The following is an 18,724-nucleotide window of genomic DNA, read 5'->3' on the forward strand; positions in this document are numbered from 1 at the left end:
CTCGTTCGGGGCGTTCCGGCCGCCACGTCACTCTGAGTGTCACCTCGAGCGATCGAGCTCGAGGCAGACATCGAGGAAGTGCCCTGCGAGGCCACGCATCATGCAGAAGAAGGAGTACCGGTGAGCGCAGTCGAGCCCGGCCACGAACCAGCCGACGCGGCCACGCCCGGAGAGCGGGCGAGGTCCGGGGCGACGGCGGTGCCGCGGCCTGCGACCACTGGATCGAGCGCAGTCGCCGGCGGGGGCCTCTCGCGTCGAGGGCTCCTCGGGCTCCTCGGCGCCGGAGCAGCAGGGCTCGCCGCGGGCGGCGCAGGCGGATATGGCATTGCGGCGGCGTCGGGGGCCAGCGCCGACGGTCACGCGGGTAGCGGCACCCAGTATCCGTTCTACGCCGAGCACCAGTCGGGCATCGTGACCCCGGCCCAGGATCGACTCCACTTCGCCACCTTCGACGTGCGCGAAGGCACCACCAGGCAAGAGCTCATCGAGCTGCTGCAGGACTGGAGCTACGCCTCCTCGCGCCTCGTGCAGGGACTCGACGTGTCCGCCTCAGGAGCGGTCGGCGGCTCGCCGCTCGCGCCACCGGACGACACGGGCGAGGCGATGGGCCTTCCGCCGTCGGCGCTCACCATCACCATCGGCTTCGGGCCGACACTGTTCATCGACGGTGACGGCCTCGACCGCTTCGGGCTCGCGAGCAAGCAGCCGCCGAAACTCACGCAGCTCCCGCGGTTCTCCGGCGACGCACTCCAGAGCGAGCTCTCGGGCGGCGACCTGTGCATCCAGGCCTGCGCCGACGACCCCCAGGTCGCCGTCCACGCGATCCGCAATCTCACGCGCATCGGCTTCGGCCGCGTCATCCTCAGGTGGTCGCAGCTCGGCTTCGGGCGGACCTCGTCGACGTCGACCAGCCAGGCGACACCGCGCAACCTCTTCGGCTTCAAAGACGGCACGGCGAACGTCAAGGCCGAAGAGACCAGCGCGACCGCCGAACACGTCTGGGTCGCCCCCGGCGACGGCGCCGACTGGCTGGCCGGGGGTTCCTACCTCGTGGCGCGGCGCATCCGCATGATGATCGAATCGTGGGACCGGGTTCGGCTCGAGGAGCAGGAGCAGATCATCGGCCGTGACAAGCGAGCGGGCGCGCCGCTCAGCGGTGGCGAGGAGTTCACCGAGCCCGACTTCGCAGCCGAGAGCGCAACCACATTCGGGCGGCCTGCCATCGACGCGAACTCGCACGTCGCCCTCGCGCACCCCGCGAAAAACGCGGGGGCCAGACTGCTGCGCCGCGGCTATAACTTCGTCGACGGCAACGACGAGCTGGGCCGACTCAATGCGGGCCTGTTCTTCCTCTCCTACCAACGTGATCCGGAGCAGTTCATCCGCGTGCAACAGTCGCTGAGCACCGACCTGCTGAACGAGTACATCAAGCACACCGGCAGCGGCATCTGGGCAGTGCCGCCCGGCGCTCGCGAGGGTGGCTACGTCGGCGAGACGCTCTTCGCCTAAGACTCCCGGCGCGCTGCGCGGACCGACTCCCGCGGGTGGACTCGCGGTCAGAGCGGCCGCGTTTGGAGATCCCCGGGCCTTGCCGTCAAGGGCCTGGGCGTTCGCAGGAACTGTGGTATACCGCCGCGTTCTGACCATCGAACTCCGACATGCGAACGGACGATTTACGCATCCACCGACTTGGACCCGGGCCAGCTTCGTCTCCGGAACCAGACTGGGAGCGGAGCTTCTCGGTCAGATTCTAAGGAGCCAACCGGCCGTTGCGCTCGCTGGCCAGAGAAGGTCACCCAGCGACGGGTGACCTCCGCGGGAAATTCGGAGAGAGGTGCCAACACGGTGGTGACGAGTTTCTTGGCGGTCGAATCCGAGAGCGGGTGGGAGAGATCCCCCGGCTACCAGCGCTTCGAATACACATTCAAGCCCGGTGACAAGATCGCCTCGAACGAGTTCCAGAACTCCATCGGAATCACCGTCACCGATTACGCACGCCCCGTGAAATCCAGCGTCGCAGCCCTTCGCTTTGACTCGATGTTCGTCTTCCGGTTCGCGACGCGAGCCTTCTCCGCCGAATGGGACCGAGCGCGAGACTTCGCGCGCCGCAGGTTCCTGCACATCTTCGTGCAGAAGGGGAGCCTCGAGGTCGGCGCGGGCGGTGACGCCACCGTCCTCCGCGCCGGATGGACCGGGATGCTGTCGCCCGCGGCCTCGACCGTCCTGCTCAGGGCCGGGCACGACACCGAGTTCCTCGCCTTCTCGTTTGACCGCGACGAGGTGCCAGAGCTGCCCCCGCAGTCGACCGTCATCGCACGCCGCGTCAGCGAATCCGCCGTTCTGCAGGCCTCGTTCGCGTTCCTCGGCGGTGCCGTCCAAGCCTCGAGGCCGGCCGACCTCGAAGCGGCGCAGGTGTTCAGAGGGCTCACCCGCGACGTCGCCAAGGCGCTGACCGAGGAAGCCAGGCCACGAACTTTCAGCGGCGACGTCGTCGACGTCGCCCGGGGGCTCATCGAGTCGCGGGCCGCGTCGCGACTCCTCGACGTCGAGGCTGTCGCCAGAGAGATCGCTATCTCACGGCGATCCCTTGAGCGAGCATTCGCTGAACGCGGCCTGAGCGTTTCGAACGAAATCCGGCAGAAGCGAGCCGCCCTCGCGCACCACAAGCTCAGCGAGAACGACTCCGACTCGATGGAATCGATCGCCTTCGCCAGCGGCTTCGGGTCGGTCGAGGTCATGCGCCGCGCGCTCCTGCGCTACTACGACGCCTCGCCCGCCGCGATCCGCGCATCCGTCCAGCGGTTCGATTCAGACCCAGACCAGACAGGCACTTCATAGCTCGCTCATAGGTCGATGACGAGACTAGAAGCATGCCAGTAACCGACCAGCCGAGCTCGCGACTCGGCCCGATGCTCAAGGCCGCCGACGGATCCGCCATCAGAGTGCTCGTCGTCGACGACGAACCCTCACTCACCGACCTGCTCAAGATGGCGCTGCGCTACGAGGGGTGGGAGGTCCGGACCGCCGCCGACGGGGCATCCGCGGTGAAAATCGCCCGCGAATTCAAGCCACACGCAGCTGTGCTCGACGTCATGCTCCCCGATACCGACGGGCTCACGCTGCTGCACCGCATCCGCGCCGACGACGAGACGCTTCCCGTGCTGTTCCTCACGGCCAAGGATGCGCTCGCCGACCGCCTCGCAGGACTCACCGCCGGCGGCGACGACTACGTGACCAAGCCGTTCAGCCTCGAAGAAGTCATCGCACGAGTCCGCGGACTCGTCCGCCGCTCGATGCTCACGCAGGGCGGCGCGAACGACCCCGTGCTGCGCGTCGGCGACCTCAGCCTCGACGAAGAGAGCTACGAAGTGCGCCGAGGCGACGACCTCATCGAGCTCACCGCAACCGAGTTCGAGCTGCTGCGGTTCCTCATGCGCAACCCCAGACGCGTGCTGTCGAAGGCGCAGATCCTCGACCACGTGTGGAGCTACGACTTCGGCGGGCGCGAGACCGTCGTCGAGCTGTACATCTCCTACCTGCGCAAAAAGGTCGACGCCGGCCGCGACCCCATGATCAGCACCGTTCGCGGCGTCGGCTACATGCTCAAGGCCGTGGAATGAACTCGGCAGGGGGCGCGTCGGCGTCCGCCCCCGTGCATCCAGCCGCAACCCCGGTCGCAACACCGGCCGCCGCGCCATCGCGCGAAAGAGCACCGCTGACACTCCGCCGTCGCCTCGTGCTCGGCCTCGTCGCAACGCTCGTCATCGTGACCGCCGTCATCGGCGCCGTCAGCGTCTCGCTGCTGCACAACGTCCTCGTCGATCGGCTCGACGAGCAACTACTCTCCGCCAGCGACCGAGGGCGGGAAGGCGCCGGCGGGCCGGGAGACTCCGGCGGGCCGCTCTCGATCACCCCCAACGCCACCTTCGTGCTGAAGCTCCCCGGCCAGGCCGAAGGCACCGTCGGAGCGGTCATCGACGACGGCGCAGTCATCTCAGCAGGAGCGCTCAACAGCCTCGGCGAAGTCGTGCTCATCTCCGCAGACACCGCCGAATCCCTCGCGAGCGTGCCGCAAGACGGGCAGGCGCACACCGTCGTCGTCGACGGCATCGGCGAAGTCCGCGCCCAAGCCAGCGAGGGACCAGCCGGCTACGGGGTCGTCATCGCCCTCCCACTCGGCGACGTCAACGCCACCACGACAACGCTCAGCCTGATGATCGCGCTCGTCGGACTACTCGGCATCGCGCTCGCCGCCTACTTCACCTCCCAGTGGATCCGCGCATCCATGGCCCCACTCGAACGGGTCGAGCACCTCGCCACCAGCATCTCGAAACTCCCCCTCACCTCAGGCGACGCGGCACTCGACGTGCGCGTCGACCCACGCGACGCCGACCCGCGAACCGAAGTGGGGCGCATGGGGCAGGCCTTCAACACGATGCTCGGTCACATCTCACGCGCCTTCACCGCCAGGGAAGCCAGCGAAGCGAAGATGCGACAGTTCGTCGCCGACGCCAGCCACGAACTGCGCACGCCCCTCGCCTCCATCCGCGGCTACTCCGAGCTGACCCGCCGCAGCAGAGCCGACCTGCCAGAAGACACAGCGCGGGCCCTCGAACGCATCGACGCCGAATCGGTGCGCATGACAGCCCTCGTCGAGGAACTGCTGCTGCTCGCGCGCCTCGACGAAGGCGTGGACGCGTCGCGCGCATCCGTCGACCTGTCGCTCATCGCCCTCGAATCCGTCGGCGACGCCCACGCCGCATGGCCCGACCACACGTGGAACCTCGACATCCCAGGCGTTGCGATCGAGGTCAACGGCAACGACGCGCAGCTGCGACGCGTCGTCTCGAACCTCCTCGCGAACGCCAACGCCCACACGCCCGCCGGAACCAGCGTCACGCTGAACCTCGGCGTCGACCGCGGGAACGCTGTGCTGAGCGTGATCGACAACGGCCCGGGCATTGACCCGAGCGTGCTCGAGCACCTCTTCGAACGTTTCGTGCGCGGCGACGTGTCCCGCACCCGAGGCGAGACAGAGGCGAGCTCTGTCCCCGTCACGCGGGGAACCGGGCTTGGCCTGTCCATCGTCAAGAGCGTCGTGGATGCGCACGACGGCACGATCTCCGTCGACAGTCGCCCCGGCCAGACGCGGTTCACGGTGCGGCTGCCGCAAGGGTAGGCGGGCGAGGGCGCGGCGCGGGCGCGGCGCGGGCGTGGGCGGGCGTGGGCGGGCGCGGGCGCGGGCGTGGGCGCGGCGCGGGCGCGGCGCCGAGGGGCTTACATCGCTGACTTGCACCGCTGACTTGCACCGCTGACCTTTCGTCGTGCCTTTATGTGCTCGCGAGATGCCGCAAAGGGTTGTTCTGCGTGATTGGGAGCGACCTTCTGGGGCATCTCGCGGGCTGGGTGCTTGGTACTTGGTGGTTGGCACTGGATGTTTGGGGCCGGGTGCTGGGTGTTTGGTGTGCTGCGGCGCGGTCTGGGTGGGGCGGATGCCTGGGGTTTTGCATCGCTGGCCTTGTCTCGTGCGTTCGAGTTTTCGCGAGATGCCGCAAAGGGTTGTTCTGCGTGATTGGGAGCGACCCTTCGGGGCATCTCGCGGGCTGGGTGCGTGGTTCTTGGTGCTTGGCGCTGGATGTTTGGGGCCGGGTGTTGGGTGCTTGTTGTGCTGCGGCGCGGTCTGGGTAGGGCGGACGCCCGGGGTTTCGCATCGCTGGCCTTTGTGTCGTGCGTTCGAGTTTTCGCGAGATGCCGCAAAGGGTTGTTCTGCGTGATTGGGAGCGACCTTTTGGGGCATCTCGCGGGCCAAGTTCGGGTCGCTGGCCGGACCCGCGGTCGAGGGACTGTCACGCGCATTGCGACTGTCCAAGCGGTGCGATCGTGTGACCGCATCCGCATCCGCATCCGCATCCGTGATCGTGATCGCAGCGTCTTGGCCCGCGAACGGTCTCAAATGGTCGTCACGCGGCTATCGGTGACGACCATTTGCGGCAACTCGCGACATGGCAGCAGCGGCCGCGCGCGGCGCCGCGCGGGGTAGCAGCGCCGCGGGGTAGCAGCGCCGCGGGGTAGCGGCGCTACGGGGCCGCAGAGCGCCGGGGCCAGCTACGCGACGACGGGCGCCTGCCCTGCCCGCTCTGGTGCATCCTGGAACGCCGTCTTGGGTACGAAGCACAGCGCGATCGCGGCGGCGACGGCGGTGAGTCCGCAGACGCTCCACACGGTGAAGTATCCGGCGAGTGAACCGGCGGTGCCTTCGGACGCGGCGGGTGCGCCTGCCAGGGTGCCGAGCAGGGCGATGCCGAAGACGCAGGAGGCGATGGCGCCGCCGAGCGTTTTCACCGAGTTCGTCAGTCCGGTCGCGACGCCGGTCTGAGTTGCGGGCGCGGCTGCGGCCGCGGCTGCGGGGAGCGCTGCGACGAGCGCGCCCGATCCGAGACCGACGATCACCATGTTGAGAACCGCCGACACGTAGCCATCGTGGAAGGGCAGGAACAGCAGGTAGCCGGTCGCGACTAGTCCGCTCGCGCCGACGAGCGCGAGGCGTGGGGCGAGCAGCTTCGTCACCTGGCTATAGAGCAGTGCTCCGGCGACCATGGACAGCACGTACGAGCCGATGAGGATCGAGGTTTGCGCAGCGGATGCGCCCAGCCCGTACCCGTACACGCTCGGGTCGGTGCGTGCGAACGTTGAGAGCGGTGCCTGCGCGCCGAGGACACTGACGCCGAAGAGGCCGGCGGTGAGGAAGACGGGCCAGAGCGATGCGGATCGGAAGAGGCGCACGTCGATGAGGGGATCGGGTCGGCCGAGCTCGACGCGGGCGAACACGGCGAGGAGCGCGAGTCCGAGCGCGACGATGCTCCAGGCGAAGAGGTCGGCGGGGCCGTTGGTGCGGAGCAGGCTGAGTCCGCCGGTGAAGGAGATGAGCGCGAAGCTGAGGAGGAGGAGGCCGGGGTAGTCGAGCTTGCCGCCGACCGGGTTCGGTGACTCCTTGACTCCGAGGAGGATCACGAAGAAGCAGAGGCCGACCGCGATCGCGGGGATGAGGAGCAGGGTCGGCACGGAGAGGCGGTCGGCGAGCATTCCGGCGCTCAGGGCTCCGGCGATGGCGCCGAGCTGCAGGGCGGCGACGAGTACGCCGGCGGAGGCTCGCGTCAGGCGCGCTGAGTCGGGGCGTTCTCGCGTGCGCGACCAGATCAGGGCGATCTCGATGGGGAGCCAGATGACGTAGAAGCCTTGGAGCGCCCAGGCGACGAGGAACAGCCAGAACTCTTGCGCGACGACGAGCCCGAACGAGGCGAGCGCGGTCACGGCGGTCGAGACCAGCAGCACTTTGCGCTGCCCGACCATGTCGCCGAGCTTCGCGAGTACTGGCACGACGAGCGCCGACAGCATGAGCTGCGCGCCTTCGAGCCAGTTCACGTCGGCGTCGTGGATACCGAGGTGTCGGGCGATGTCGGTGAGTAGCGGCGTGTAGTAGCCCTGCAGAATTCCACTTGTGAACTCGACGAAGGCCAGGAAGCCGACGATGCCGGCGATCGGGGCGAAGCCGGCGGAGCGCAGTCTGTGCACGTTCGTGTCTTTCTTGGGGCGGGACCTCGCGCACGGAACGGCCGCGGGGTCGACGTGGGGTCCCCTTTTGGGTGAATTCACTGTACTGCTGACGCCGCCCATCACCTACCGGACGGTGCGTCCCTGATGCTCAGACCGAGCGAAGCAGCGTTTCGTGAAAGTGCTTGCCTGCGTGGAGGCTCGCGATCGAGACCCGCTCGTCGACGCCGTGGATCGATGCGCGCTGCACGGCGTCCATCGCCAGCGGCGCGAAGCGGTAGGTGGCGGGCGTGAAGCGCTGGAAGTGCTTCGCGTCGGTGGCGGCGAGGGTGATGTAGGGGGCCGGGATGGCGTCGGGGTACGCCGCCCGCGCCGCGGTGCTGAGCAGCTGGAACTGGGTGTTGTCGGTTGGGGCGAGTTCCGTGGGCTCGTTGGGGTCGGTGATGCGGATGCGCACGTCGCGGTCTCTGATCGCCCGGCGGACGTGCCGCACCGTTGTCGCGACGCTCTCGCCTGGCGCGATGCGGCAGTTGAGGGTTGCGTTGGCGCTCGCGGGAAGCACGTTGTCGGCCGAGCCGCCTGCGAGGCGCGTGGTGGCCAGCGTTGTCCTGACGATGGCCGCCGCGTCGCCCCCGAGCCTGGCGAGTGCCTGCGCCGTCAGGAGCGGAGCTCTGGTGAGTGCTTCGAGGGCGACCTTGCCGGAGCCCTCTGCGTGGGGGAGGAATGTCGCGAACATCTCGCGGGCGACGCGCGGCAGTCGGGCGGGGAACGGGCGCCGTTCGACTCGGGACACGGCCCTCGCGATGCGCGCGGTCGGCGTCAGGCCCGATGGTGCTGAGGCGTGCCCCGCGTCGCCGCTCGCCTCGAGGACGATGTTGACCGAGCCTTTCTCGCCGACTCCGATCATGGCGGCGGGCACATCGATGAACGGCAGCGGCGCATCGACGACAGCCCCGCCCTCGTCGAGCACCAGCCACGGCGTCACGCCGCGCTCGCGGAAGAGGGCAGCTGCCGCGGTGGCTGCCGCCGAGCCCGTCTCTTCGTCGCCACCGAACCACAGGTACACGTCGCGCTGGGGGGTGAACGCCTCACCGAGGAGCGACTCGACTGCCTCGAGGATCACGCACAGCGGGCCCTTGTCGTCGAGGGTGCCTCGCCCCCACACTGAGCCGTCGCTGACGATGCCGTCGAACGGAGGGTGGGTCCAGCCGTCGGCCTCGAACGCGGGGACGACATCGAAGTGTGCCATGAGCACGACGGGGGATTCGGCGGGCTGGCTTCCGCGCCAGTGCAGGAGCAGGCCGCGGTCGGTGACGGTCTCGCGCTCGAGGTTGGCGTGCACGCGTGGGTACAGTTCGGCGATGAGTCGGAGGAACGCGGCGAACGGCTCGTGCTGCCCGTCGACGGTCTGGAGCCGCACCATCTGCGAGAGGCGCGCCGCGATGTCGTCCGATGCGGGGGAGGGGTGGGACTCGAGGTCCTCGGGCTGCCGGTCGAGCATGCGGCCAGTGTAGACACGCTGCCTCGGGGCGCACGACGCCAGGCCCCGGCCCAGGACGACGCCAGGCCCGGGCCCAGCACGACGCCGGGCCCAGACCCCGCACGATGCCAGGCCCAGGCCCAGGCCCAGGCCCGGGCCCGGGCCACTAAACCCGCGACGCGGCCGGGGCCGCTGCTCAGGGTGGAGGGCCGGCGCCGGCCGCGTTTGGGATCCTGGCTGACACTCAGCGTGACGTGGGGCGCGAACCGGCCCGCAAAGCGCGGTCGAGACCCGCCCACGTCACGATGAGTGTCAGCATGCGGCCGCCCCGAGCCCAAACTGCTTACCGGCCGCGCTCCGCTGGGCCGCTTCCGCGCCCTTCGACGTCGGCGAGCCAGGTGCCGAGGATCCGCGCGAGCGCCGCGCGGTCCTCGGCGCTGACTCCGGCGAGGAGCCGTTCTTCGTTCTCGAGGTGACGCTCGTAGGCCTCGTCGATGAGGGCGAGGCCGCGCGGCGTGAGCTGTACCACTCGGCCTCGCCCGTCAGTGTCGCTGACTCTCCGCGAGACGAGCCCGGCCCCTTCGAGTCGATCGACGCGTTTGGTCATGGCTCCCGTGGTCACCATGGTTGACGCGGCGAGTTCGCTGGGGGTGCGCTCGTGCGGGGCGCCGGCTCGGCGGAGGGTGGCGAGCACGTCGAAGTCGCCTTCTCCGAGCCCGTAGGCGCGGTAGAGGCGGGTGAGTTCGTCGGTGAGGTGCAGGCCGACGCGGTGGATGCGCCCGATGACGCCCATGGGTGAAGGGTCGAGGTCTGGTCGCTCGCGTGTCCATTCGGCGAGGATCTCGGTCACGCGGTCGTCGGGTTCGGTCATGAAGTCATGCTAGCTTCCGAGGAAGCTAGTATGACTTCCATGGAAGCTACATGGCGCTGGGTACTCATCACGGCCATCGCCCCAATCGCCTGGGGCAGCAACTACTTCGTCATGGGCTCGTTCCTCCCGGCGGATGCGCCGCTGTGGGGTGCCGTGCTGCGCGCGCTCCCTGCGGGGCTCGTGCTGTTGCTGGTCGCGCGCAAGCTGCCGCGGGGTGCCTGGTGGTGGCGCGCCCTGGTGCTCGGCACGATCAACATGAGTGCGTTCTTCGCGCTCGTCTACGTGGCGTCGCAGCTGCTTCCGTCGAGCATCGCGTCGATCATCATGGCTGCGTCACCCATTGTCATGATGGTTTTCGCGGTCTCCATGCTGGGCGAGCGGCTCCGGCTTCTGCCGGTGACGGGTGCGGCCGTGGGGTTGGTCGGCGTTGTGCTGATGCTTGCGACCGGAACGACGCGGTCGATTGGCGCGGCGTCATCGCGTCGGTCGCGGCGATGGCGCTCGCTTCGTTCGGCTTCGTACTCGTCAAGCGGTGGGGGAGCGATGTTGAGATCTTGCCGCTCACCGCGTGGCAGCTCGTCGGCGGAGGGCTGGTGTTGCTGCCTGTCGCGTTGGTCGTCGAGGGAGGCGTACCCAGGTATGACGCGCCCGCACTGGTGGTCCTCGCGTATGTCGGCCTCATCTCGACGGCGCTCGCGTATCTCGCTTGGTTCGGGGGTCTCAAGCATCTGCCGGCTGGTACGACGGGGCTGATCGGACTCCTCAATCCGGTCACGGGTGTGGTGCTGGGCACGCTCCTTGCGGGTGAGGTTCTCGAGTGGCAGCAGGGCGTCGGCATGGCGCTTGTACTGCTCGGCATCGTGCTCGGGCAGCCGGTGCTCCAGTCCGCGTGGCGCAGCCTCCGTGGTGGCGGTCGGGGTCTACAAGCCCGCTCACCGCTGGCCGCTTCTGGCGTCGACGAGCACCTTCATCGCACGGCCGCTTTCGAGCATCGCGAAGGCGCTGGCCGTGTCGGTGAGGGGTACGGTCTCGGTGATGAGCGCGGAGGCTGGGATGACGCCCCGGGCAAGCAGTGAGGCCGCGTGTTCGAAGTCCTCGCGTTCGTAGACGCGGGCTCCGACGATGGTGAGCTCGCGCCAGAAGACGCGATGCAGGTCGACGGGCCGCGGCTGTGGATGGATCGCGACGATGACCAGGGTGCCGCGGACCTTCACGAAGCTGGTTGCTGTGAGCACGGCCGCCGCTGACCCGGAGACCTCGAAGACCACGTCTGCGCCGGCTCCGCCGGTCCAGGCCTCGATCTCCTCGGCGGCGCCGGGTGCGGTGGGGTCCGCGACCTCGATGCCGAGGGCGGCTGCCGCGGCTCGACGCTCGCGGTCGACTTCGAAGAGTCGAACCTCGGCGCCTGCGTCGTGTGCGACGGTCGCGATGAGCACTCCGATGGGGCCGCCGCCGATGACGAGGGCTTTGTCTCCGGGGCCAACGCCGGAGCGGCGCACGTCGTGGGCTGCGACGGCTGTCGGTTCGACGAGCGCGGCGTGCTCGAGGGGCATCCCGTCTGGGAGGCGGACAAGGGTGGATGCGGGGACGTTCCAGTATTCCTGCAGGGCTCCGGTCGAGTCGATGCCGATGAAGTCGAGGTTCTGGCAGATGTGTGTGTGGCCTGCGATGCAGGCGGGGCAGGTGCCGTCCCAGGCGAGGGGCATGACGGTGACGGCGTCTCCGAGTCGCCATTCGGTTACGCCGGGGCCGATGGCGGCGATGGTGCCGCTCATCTCGTGGCCGATGATTCCGCTGTGGGTGATGCGCGCATCCATCGACCCGTGCAGAATGTGGAGGTCGGTGCCGCAGATGCCGACGAAGGCCACCGCGATCTGCACTTCCCCCTTACTCGGTGCGACCGCCTCTGTGGTGCGGATTTCGATCGAGGTGTTGCCGACGTAGTGTGCTGACAGCATCGTTGCTCTCCTGCTCGGGTCATCAATAGGTGATACATAGTACCAATTCTTGATAGCGCTGCCAGAATTCCTTGCTCTAACGTCAGACGTATGATGTAATCGCATCAGCCCCAAGATGCGGGCAGTAGTCGTCAACGACGTCGACCAGAAAAGGACGCACTATGTTGCAAGATTCGTCCCCGAAGCGCCGCAGCAGGCGCATCGTCACCATCGCGGCAGCTGCTGCCTCGGCGCTGCTCCTCGCGGGATGCGCCGGCGGCGCCGGCGGCGAGGTCAACAGCGAGTACGGGTTCGCGACGGCCGAGCAGGAAGCCGACAGCCCGATCATGGTGTGGGTGGATGCGGCCCGCGAGCCTGCGATCGCAGCCTTCCAGGAGGCGAACCCGGACGTGCCGATCGAGTACGAGGTCTACGACGGCAACGCCGGCGGAAGCGGCACGTTCCAGACTCGCATCGCGCTCATGGATCAGGCAGGCGAGGGCTGGCCCGACGTCGTCTTCTCGACGCAGCAGAACGACGCCTCCTGGGCCTCGCAGCCCGCGCCCGGTGGCGGACAGGGCTTCGCTGCCCCGCTGAACAAGGGCTTCTTCGACCAGGAGTTCCTCGACGGCTTCGCGCCCGGCGCCCTCGACCCGTCAACGGTCGACGACACGGTATACGGGCTCCGCAACGACCTCGCGCAGGTCGTGACTTACTACAACCAGCCGTTGCTCGACCAGTTCGGCTACGAGGTCCCAACCACCTGGGAAGAGTACGGCGAGCTCGGTGACAAGCTGGCGGCCGAGCACCCCGGCTACATTCTCGGCAGTGTCGGCGATGCCTTCATGCCGTACGTCTACTACCAGGGCACCCAGTCGCCCGTCTTCCAGACGGAGGGCGACACCTTCATCGCCGACATGGAGTCGGAGAACTCCGCCGCGATCTCCAAGATCCTCGACAAGATGATCGCCAACGGCACGATCGTGCAAGACAGCGTCTTCAGCGCCGAGTTCACGTCGAAGTACGCCGATAAGGTCGTCGTCATGCCTGGGCCGGTCTGGTACACGGGCGCCGTGTTCCAGAGCACCCTCCAGGTACCAGAGGGACAGCTCGGCGTCGCGGCACCGCTCGCTTGGGAGGGCGAGGAGATCGCCACGGGCAACGTGGGCGGCGGCATCTGGTACGCATCCAGCCACTCCAAGAACCTCGACGCGGTCAAGACGTTCCTCGAGTTCGCGGTGAGCGCCCCAGAGTTCCAGGTCGAGCTCTCGAGCGGCTACCCGGCCTACTCGTCGGCGGCCGAAGGATGGCTCGGCAAGCTCGCCGAGACTGGCTACTTCATCGACGGCTTCGAGCAGCAGATGATCGACGCTGGCGGCAGCATCTGGACAGGCTGGGCCTCGGCCCGCTTCAGCCCGGAAACCGCCTGGGCGACGACCGTTATGCCGGCGATCGCAGACGGCAAGACCATCGAGTCAGTGCTGCCCGCCTGGCAGACCGAGGTGCTCAACGAAGCACAGGTGAACGGGTACACGGTCGCCGAATGACCTCCACCCAAGCTGCACCCGCGGTCGGCGCCGCCCTTCTGGGCGACGCCGACCCGGCGGGGCCGAAGAAGCCTCGGAAGGTGAAGCGGCAGCGCGCCGCCAACCCGCTCGCGAACGAGACCCGCTTCGGGTACATCTTCGTCAGCGGCTACGTGCTGCTGTTGCTCGCCTTCGGCATCGTGCCGACGCTGTACGCGGTCTTCCTCTCGGTCACGAAGAACGGCGTCTTCGTCGGCATCGACAACTTCGTCCGAGTGTTCGGCGACTACCGGTTCCTGCCTGCCGTCGGCCACGTCACGCTGTACATCGTGTTCTGGCTGATCAGCCTCATCGTGCTGGTCGTCTTCCTGGCGATCGTCGTGCACTCGATCCGGGCGAAGTGGCTGAGCGTGAGCATCCGCTTCCTCTACTACATCCCGGGCGCCATCGCCGGCGCCTCGAGCGTCATGCTCTGGCTCTTCCTGCTCGACCCAACCGTCAGCCCGGTCGCCGGCCTCCTTCGGGCGATGGGCTACGACTCGCTTATCCGCACCGTCTCGATCGACAACCTGCCGATCGTCTTCACGGTCATCGCCTTCTGGACCGGCGCTGGCAGCTGGATCGTCATCATGTACGGCGCCCTCAACAACATCAGCAACGAGGTCATCGAGGCGGCGCGAGTCGACGGCGCGAACCCCCTGCAGGTGGCCCTCCACATCCAGCTGCCGATGATGACGAAGTGGATCTCGTACATGGGCATCATGTCGCTCGCCGCGGGAACGCAGCTCTTCGTCGAGCCGCGAGTGCTCTCGCAGGCCAGCCGCGGCGTCGTTCCGGAGGACTACTCGCTCAACCAGCTCGCGTACCTGTACGCGTTCAAGCAGGGCGACTTCTCGGGCTCCGCCGCCATCTCCATCACGCTGCTCGTCGTCGCCCTCGCGCTCTCGACCGTGTTCATCCTCAAGGGAAAGCTGTTCGAACGTGACTGACACCGTGCAATCCAGGAACGTCGAACACGTCGACTCCGCGCATCCGCGCACGAAGGCGCTCGCGCGCAAGCTGACGCCAGGCGAGTGGATCATGCGCATCGTGCTCGGCGCCGTCATCGCCTCGTTTGTTGTCTTCTTCCTGCTGCCCATCGTGTGGCTGCTGCTCGCCGGCACCAAGGATGCGCGCTCGCTCCTGCTCGAGAACCCCATGTCGTTCGGCTCGTTCGAGCAGCTCGCCGCCAACTGGGAGCAGCTATTCAGCTTCCAGAACGGCATCTTCCTCACGTGGATCGGCAACTCGGCGCTCTACTCGTTCGGGGCGCTCGTCATCACGCTCATCGTGAGCGTGCCCGCCGGCTACGCGCTCGCGCTCGGCAACTTCAAGGGCCGCAAGGCGCTCCTGCTCGTGACGCTCATCGTCATGCTCATCCCCAACACCGCGCTGGTGCTGCCGATCTTCCTCGAGCTGAGCGCCGTGAAGCTCATCGGGTCGCCGCTCGCGGTGATCCTGCCGTTCTCGTTCTTTCCGTTTGGCGTGTATCTCACCTACATCTACTTTTCGACGGCGGTCTCCCGCGATCTGCTGGATGCGGCGCGCATCGACGGCGCCAGCGAGCTGCGGGTCTTCGCGCAGGTCGCGATGCCCCTCGCGGCACCCGTCATCGCGCTCGTCGGGTTCTTCAGCTTCACGGGCAACTGGAACAACTACTTCCTCCCGTTCCTCATGGTTGGCGGCAAGAACGTGCCCGTACAGGTCGGCCTCGCGAACCTGCTCTCGAACGTGCCCCAGTTCAACCCGACGACCGCCACGAGCATCGTCATCGAGCTCCCCACGCTCGCCCTCGCGACGCTCCTCTCGGTCGCGCCCATCGTCATCATCTTCCTGTTCTCGCAGCGCTTCCTCGTCGACGGCATGACCGCGGGCGGCACGAAGGGATGAGCGGGCGAGTGGATGCTGTGGATGCGGCGGGCGCGGGGGGCGCGTCGGCGGCGGGCGCGGGTCACGCGTCCGCGGCGGGTGCTGGTCTCGCGTCCGCGGCGGGCGCTGGCGCGGATGTCCGGCGCGCGGGCGACCACGCTGGCCCCGCGAACGGCGCGACCACGCGCATCCCGATCGACACGCACGTGCACCTCTGGGACCGGTCGGTGGTGCCGCAGACCTGGATCGACCCCGACTCGATGGCGGCGATCGACCGCGACTTCTCGGGCGCGGACCTCGGCGCGCAACTGCGGGACATCGGCGTGACGCGCGCCGTCGTCGTGCAGTCCGACGGCATCCTCATCGAGAACGACCACCTCTTCGACGAGGCAGAGCGGAGCCCCGAGCTCGCCGGGGTCGTCGGGTGGGTCGACCTCCGCGCCGGCGCCGACGGCGTGCGAGTGCAGCTGGATGCGCTCGGCGGGATCGAGGGCTCGTCTCGGCTCGTCGGCATCCGGCACCCCGTGCACATCGACGAGGACGAGCGCTGGCTCTCGCGCGACGATGTCGCCGCGGGGTTGGCCGAGTTGGGCGCGCACGGCTTGGCCTTCGACCTCGTGATCAGGCCGTGGCAGCTCGAGCAGGCCGCGCGGCTCGCCGAGCGGGTGCCCGGCACTCAGTTCGTGCTCGACCATCTCGGCAAGCCGCCCCTCTCGACCGGCGAGCTCGACGCCTGGAACGCGGGGCTGCGGCAGCTCGCGGCGCTGCCCAACGTCGCCGCGAAGATCTCCGGCCTCACGATCGAGGACGACTGGGCTGACTGGTCGGAGGCGGCCGTCGCGCGCGCGATCGACCCGGCGCTCGAGCTGTTCGGCCCATCCAGGCTCATGTTCGGCTCCGACTGGCCGCTCGTGCGCCTCACGCGCGGCGGCTACCGGGGTTGGATCGATGCGTATCGATCCGCGACGGCGTCGCTGAGCGACGACGAACAGCGGCAAATCGACGTGAGCACTGCGGAGCGGGTGTACGGGCTGAGCGAGGGTGCGGGCATCGGCGTGGGGGTCGGACAAAGCGCGGGCGCGGGCGCGGGCGTAGGCATGGGCGCGGGCGCTTCCGCCGCTTCCGTCAGCGTCGGCGCTGGCACGGGCACGGGCGCTGTCCCCGGCGACGACGTCGGCCGAGGTCGCGAGTGAGCGCCGCCGGCCGTTCCCTGGACGGGACCGACGCGCGCGCATCCGCTGGCACCCCACTGCCGCCGCACACCCAAGTTCTCGAGCGACGCCGGCTCGGCCAGTCGGCGGTGCACGTCAGCCGCATCGGGTTCGGCGCCGCCTCGCTCGGCAACCTGTACCGCGAGACGAGCGACGAGGAAGCGGCCGGGGCCGTCGCCGCGGCCTGGGACGAGGGCATCCGCTTCTTCGACACGGCCCCGCACTACGGGCTCGGCCTCTCCGAGCGGCGCCTCGGTGAAGCGCTCGCCGCGTACCCCCGCGACGAGATGGTCATTTCCACGAAGGTGGGGCGTTTGCTCGTGCCGAACCCCCGCCCGACGGGTGTCGACGACGGCTTCGTCGTGCCCGACAACCTGATGCGGCGGTGGGATTTCAGCCGGGACGGCGTGCTCCGCAGCCTCGAGGGCAGCCTCGAACGACTCGGCACCGACCGGGTCGACGTCGTGTTCGTGCACGACCCCGACGCCTGCAGCGAGGGGGCCGCACGCGAGGCGCTCGTGACACTCCGGGAGCTGCGCGACGAGGGCGTGGTCGGCGCGATCGGCGTCGGCACCAACGAGACCCACCAGCTCGGCGAGCTCTTCGACGAGCACCTCATCGACGTCGCCATGCTCGCCGGCCGCTACACACTGCTCGAGCAGCCCGGCCTCGAGAGCGTGCTCGAACCCGCCAGGCGAGCTGGCGCATCCGTCATCGCCGTCGGCGTCTACAACTCCGGCCTGCTGTCGACACCGCGACCCGGCCCAGACGCCTCCTACAACTACCTGCCAGCCCCGCCCGACGTGCTCGAGCGGGTGCACCGCATCGCCGACGTCTGCGAGCGACACAACGTGACGCTGCCGGATGCGGCCCTCGCGTTCCCGCTGCAGCACCCGGCCGTCGCCGGCATCGCACTCGGGATGCGCAGCGCCCGCCAGGTGCGCGACAACCTGCGGCGCGCATCCGTCGCCGTGCCCGACGCGCTCTGGCACGACCTCGCCGAGCAAGGCCTCATCGACCCACGGAGCCTCACCGCAGGCCCCAAGACAGACCCCAACGTAGACCAGCAGGAGGAAACACCGTGAGATTCGTTCAGCGCCGCGACGGCGACCGAGTTGTGCCAGGCATCGTCGACGGCGACCGGGTCTACGACCTCGTCGGCGTCGAGCAGATCGACGGGGCACTGCTCGCGTCGTCCGACGAGCGGCTCGGCGAGCTCGAAGCCGCAGCCCTCGCCACCGAAGGGCGCGACCTCCAGGGCCTCGACCTCGCGGCACCCATCGCGCGGCCCGTGAAGGTCGTGTGCATCGGCCTCAACTACCGCGACCACGCAGCCGAGACGGGCGCCGCGATCCCCGAAGAGCCCGTCATCTTCATGAAAGACCCCTCGACCATCACAGGGCCCTTCGACGCCGTGCGCATCCCACGCAACTCCGTCAAGACCGACTGGGAAGTCGAACTCGGCATCGTCATCGCCCGCGAGGCGCGCTACCTCGACTCGCCTGCAGACGCGGCCGCCGTCATCGGCGGCTACGTGCTCTCGCACGACGTGAGCGAGCGCGAGTTCCAGCTCGAACGCGGCGGCCAATGGGACAAAGGCAAGAGCTGCGAGACCTTCAACCCCCTCGGGCCGTGGGTCGCGACACCCGACGAGATCGACGACGTGCAAGCCCTCGGACTGCGCCTCAGCGTCAACGGCCAACAGCGGCAGAACGGCACCACCGCCGACCAGGTCTTTGACGTCAACCACGTCGTCTGGTACCTCAGCCAGTTCATGGTGCTGCAGCCGGGCGACCTCATCAATACCGGCACCCCCGCCGGCGTCGCCCTCGGCATCGACGGCAACCCGTACCTCCGCCACGGCGACGTCGTCGAACTCTCCATCGACGGACTCGGCACCGCCCGCCAACGCTTCGAGGACGCCTCGTGAGCGCGGCGGCCCGCGCCGTGGTCGTCGCTTCGGGCTCGGCCTCGGGCTCGGTTTCGGGCTCGGGCTCGGCTTCGGGCTCGGGCTCGGTTTCGGGCTCGGCCTTGGCCTCGGGCTCGGTTTCGCCTACTTCGCGTTTCGGGATGGCTTCCTCACCTCGGGATGGGTTGCAAGCCATCCCGAGATGCGAAACCCATCCCGAGACTGCTGGATGCGGGGCTGGCGACTGCGGGGCGGCCCGAGTCTCGACCTCTCCGGCGTTCCGGTCGGTCGTCGAATTCGAAGGCTCTCCCACACCTTTCGGGATGGGTTC

At 68.6% G+C, this 18,724-nt stretch carries 14 protein-coding genes and 2 pseudogenes; 12 read left to right on the plus strand and 4 right to left on the minus strand.

The window, feature by feature from the left end; translation table 11 throughout:
• Window positions 1-198: 198 nt before the first annotated feature.
• The 4 genes from efeB to ACPYN9_RS11575 all read left to right on the plus strand — a co-directional run bounded on the left by efeB (window position 199) and on the right by ACPYN9_RS11575 (window position 5,179).
• Window positions 199-1,509 carry an iron uptake transporter deferrochelatase/peroxidase subunit gene (gene efeB / locus ACPYN9_RS11560; protein ID WP_424466761.1) on the plus strand — a complete coding sequence of 437 codons (1,311 nt, stop codon included), beginning with the start codon at window positions 199-201 and terminating at the stop codon, window positions 1,507-1,509.
• 339 nt (window positions 1,510-1,848) lie between these two features.
• Window positions 1,849-2,838, plus strand: coding sequence for a helix-turn-helix domain-containing protein (locus ACPYN9_RS11565; RefSeq protein ID WP_424466681.1), 990 nt, complete (start codon window positions 1,849-1,851; stop codon window positions 2,836-2,838).
• 32 nt (window positions 2,839-2,870) lie between these two features.
• Window positions 2,871-3,620 carry a response regulator transcription factor gene (locus ACPYN9_RS11570; RefSeq protein ID WP_424466682.1) on the plus strand — a complete coding sequence of 250 codons (750 nt, stop codon included), beginning with the start codon at window positions 2,871-2,873 and terminating at the stop codon, window positions 3,618-3,620.
• Window positions 3,617-5,179 carry a sensor histidine kinase gene (locus ACPYN9_RS11575; RefSeq protein ID WP_424466683.1) on the plus strand — a complete coding sequence of 521 codons (1,563 nt, stop codon included), beginning with the start codon at window positions 3,617-3,619 and terminating at the stop codon, window positions 5,177-5,179. Before ACPYN9_RS11570 ends, ACPYN9_RS11575 begins: the two co-directional genes overlap by 4 nt.
• 926 nt (window positions 5,180-6,105) lie before the next feature.
• On the opposite strand, the gene ACPYN9_RS11580 is transcribed toward ACPYN9_RS11575, so the two are convergent.
• From ACPYN9_RS11580 to ACPYN9_RS11590, 3 genes are all read right to left on the minus strand, one after another.
• Window positions 6,106-7,572 carry an MFS transporter gene (locus ACPYN9_RS11580; protein WP_424466684.1) on the minus strand — a complete coding sequence of 489 codons (1,467 nt, stop codon included), beginning with the start codon at window positions 7,570-7,572 and terminating at the stop codon, window positions 6,106-6,108.
• A gap of 130 nt (window positions 7,573-7,702) precedes the next feature.
• Window positions 7,703-9,052, minus strand: coding sequence for a M20/M25/M40 family metallo-hydrolase (locus ACPYN9_RS11585; RefSeq protein ID WP_424466685.1), 1,350 nt, complete (start codon window positions 9,050-9,052; stop codon window positions 7,703-7,705).
• A gap of 322 nt (window positions 9,053-9,374) precedes the next feature.
• Window positions 9,375-9,902, minus strand: coding sequence for a MarR family winged helix-turn-helix transcriptional regulator (locus ACPYN9_RS11590; RefSeq protein WP_424466686.1), 528 nt, complete (start codon window positions 9,900-9,902; stop codon window positions 9,375-9,377).
• A 111-nt stretch (window positions 9,903-10,013) separates the two neighbouring features.
• Between ACPYN9_RS11590 and ACPYN9_RS11595 the strand changes: the two are divergent.
• Both ACPYN9_RS11595 and ACPYN9_RS11600 read left to right on the plus strand, forming a co-directional pair.
• A pseudogene (locus tag ACPYN9_RS11595) lies at window positions 10,014-10,283 on the plus strand (EamA family transporter); the annotation flags it as partial.
• A gap of 113 nt (window positions 10,284-10,396) precedes the next feature.
• Window positions 10,397-10,708: pseudogene (locus ACPYN9_RS11600) on the plus strand (EamA family transporter); the annotation flags it as partial.
• A 126-nt stretch (window positions 10,709-10,834) separates the two neighbouring features.
• On the opposite strand, the gene ACPYN9_RS11605 reads toward ACPYN9_RS11600, so the two are convergent.
• Window positions 10,835-11,860 (minus strand): zinc-dependent alcohol dehydrogenase, encoded by a 1,026-nt coding sequence (locus ACPYN9_RS11605; RefSeq protein ID WP_424466687.1) that lies wholly within the window; start codon window positions 11,858-11,860, stop codon window positions 10,835-10,837.
• Between the two features lie 161 nt (window positions 11,861-12,021).
• Between ACPYN9_RS11605 and ACPYN9_RS11610 the strand changes: the two genes are divergently transcribed.
• The 6 genes from ACPYN9_RS11610 to ACPYN9_RS11635 are packed head-to-tail and all read left to right on the plus strand — an operon-like array spanning window position 12,022 to window position 18,414.
• A complete protein-coding gene (locus tag ACPYN9_RS11610) occupies window positions 12,022-13,386 on the plus strand; it encodes an ABC transporter substrate-binding protein (RefSeq protein WP_424466688.1) in 1,365 nt (454 codons plus the stop codon).
• The gene (locus tag ACPYN9_RS11615) at window positions 13,383-14,354 is read left to right on the plus strand and encodes a carbohydrate ABC transporter permease (RefSeq protein WP_424466689.1); all 972 of its coding nucleotides are present in this window, start codon (window positions 13,383-13,385) and stop codon (window positions 14,352-14,354) included. The genes ACPYN9_RS11610 and ACPYN9_RS11615 overlap by 4 nt, the downstream gene beginning before the upstream one ends.
• On the plus strand, window positions 14,347-15,294 hold the full coding sequence (locus tag ACPYN9_RS11620; protein ID WP_424466690.1) for a carbohydrate ABC transporter permease: 948 nt from the start codon (window positions 14,347-14,349) through the stop codon (window positions 15,292-15,294). Before ACPYN9_RS11615 ends, ACPYN9_RS11620 begins: the two co-directional genes overlap by 8 nt.
• Window positions 15,291-16,466, plus strand: a complete 1,176-nt coding sequence (locus ACPYN9_RS11625) for an amidohydrolase family protein (RefSeq protein ID WP_424466691.1) — start codon at window positions 15,291-15,293, stop codon at window positions 16,464-16,466. Before ACPYN9_RS11620 ends, ACPYN9_RS11625 begins: the two co-directional genes overlap by 4 nt.
• A complete protein-coding gene (locus tag ACPYN9_RS11630) occupies window positions 16,463-17,569 on the plus strand; it encodes an aldo/keto reductase (RefSeq protein ID WP_424466692.1) in 1,107 nt (368 codons plus the stop codon). Before ACPYN9_RS11625 ends, ACPYN9_RS11630 begins: the two co-directional genes overlap by 4 nt.
• Window positions 17,566-18,414, plus strand: a complete 849-nt coding sequence (locus ACPYN9_RS11635; protein ID WP_424466693.1) for a fumarylacetoacetate hydrolase family protein — start codon at window positions 17,566-17,568, stop codon at window positions 18,412-18,414. The genes ACPYN9_RS11630 and ACPYN9_RS11635 overlap by 4 nt, the downstream gene beginning before the upstream one ends.
• Window positions 18,415-18,724: the final 310 nt, after the last annotated feature.

The sequence above is a fragment of the Pseudoclavibacter helvolus genome, assembly GCF_049707175.1.
Classification (GTDB): domain Bacteria; phylum Actinomycetota; class Actinomycetes; order Actinomycetales; family Microbacteriaceae; genus Pseudoclavibacter; species Pseudoclavibacter helvolus_A.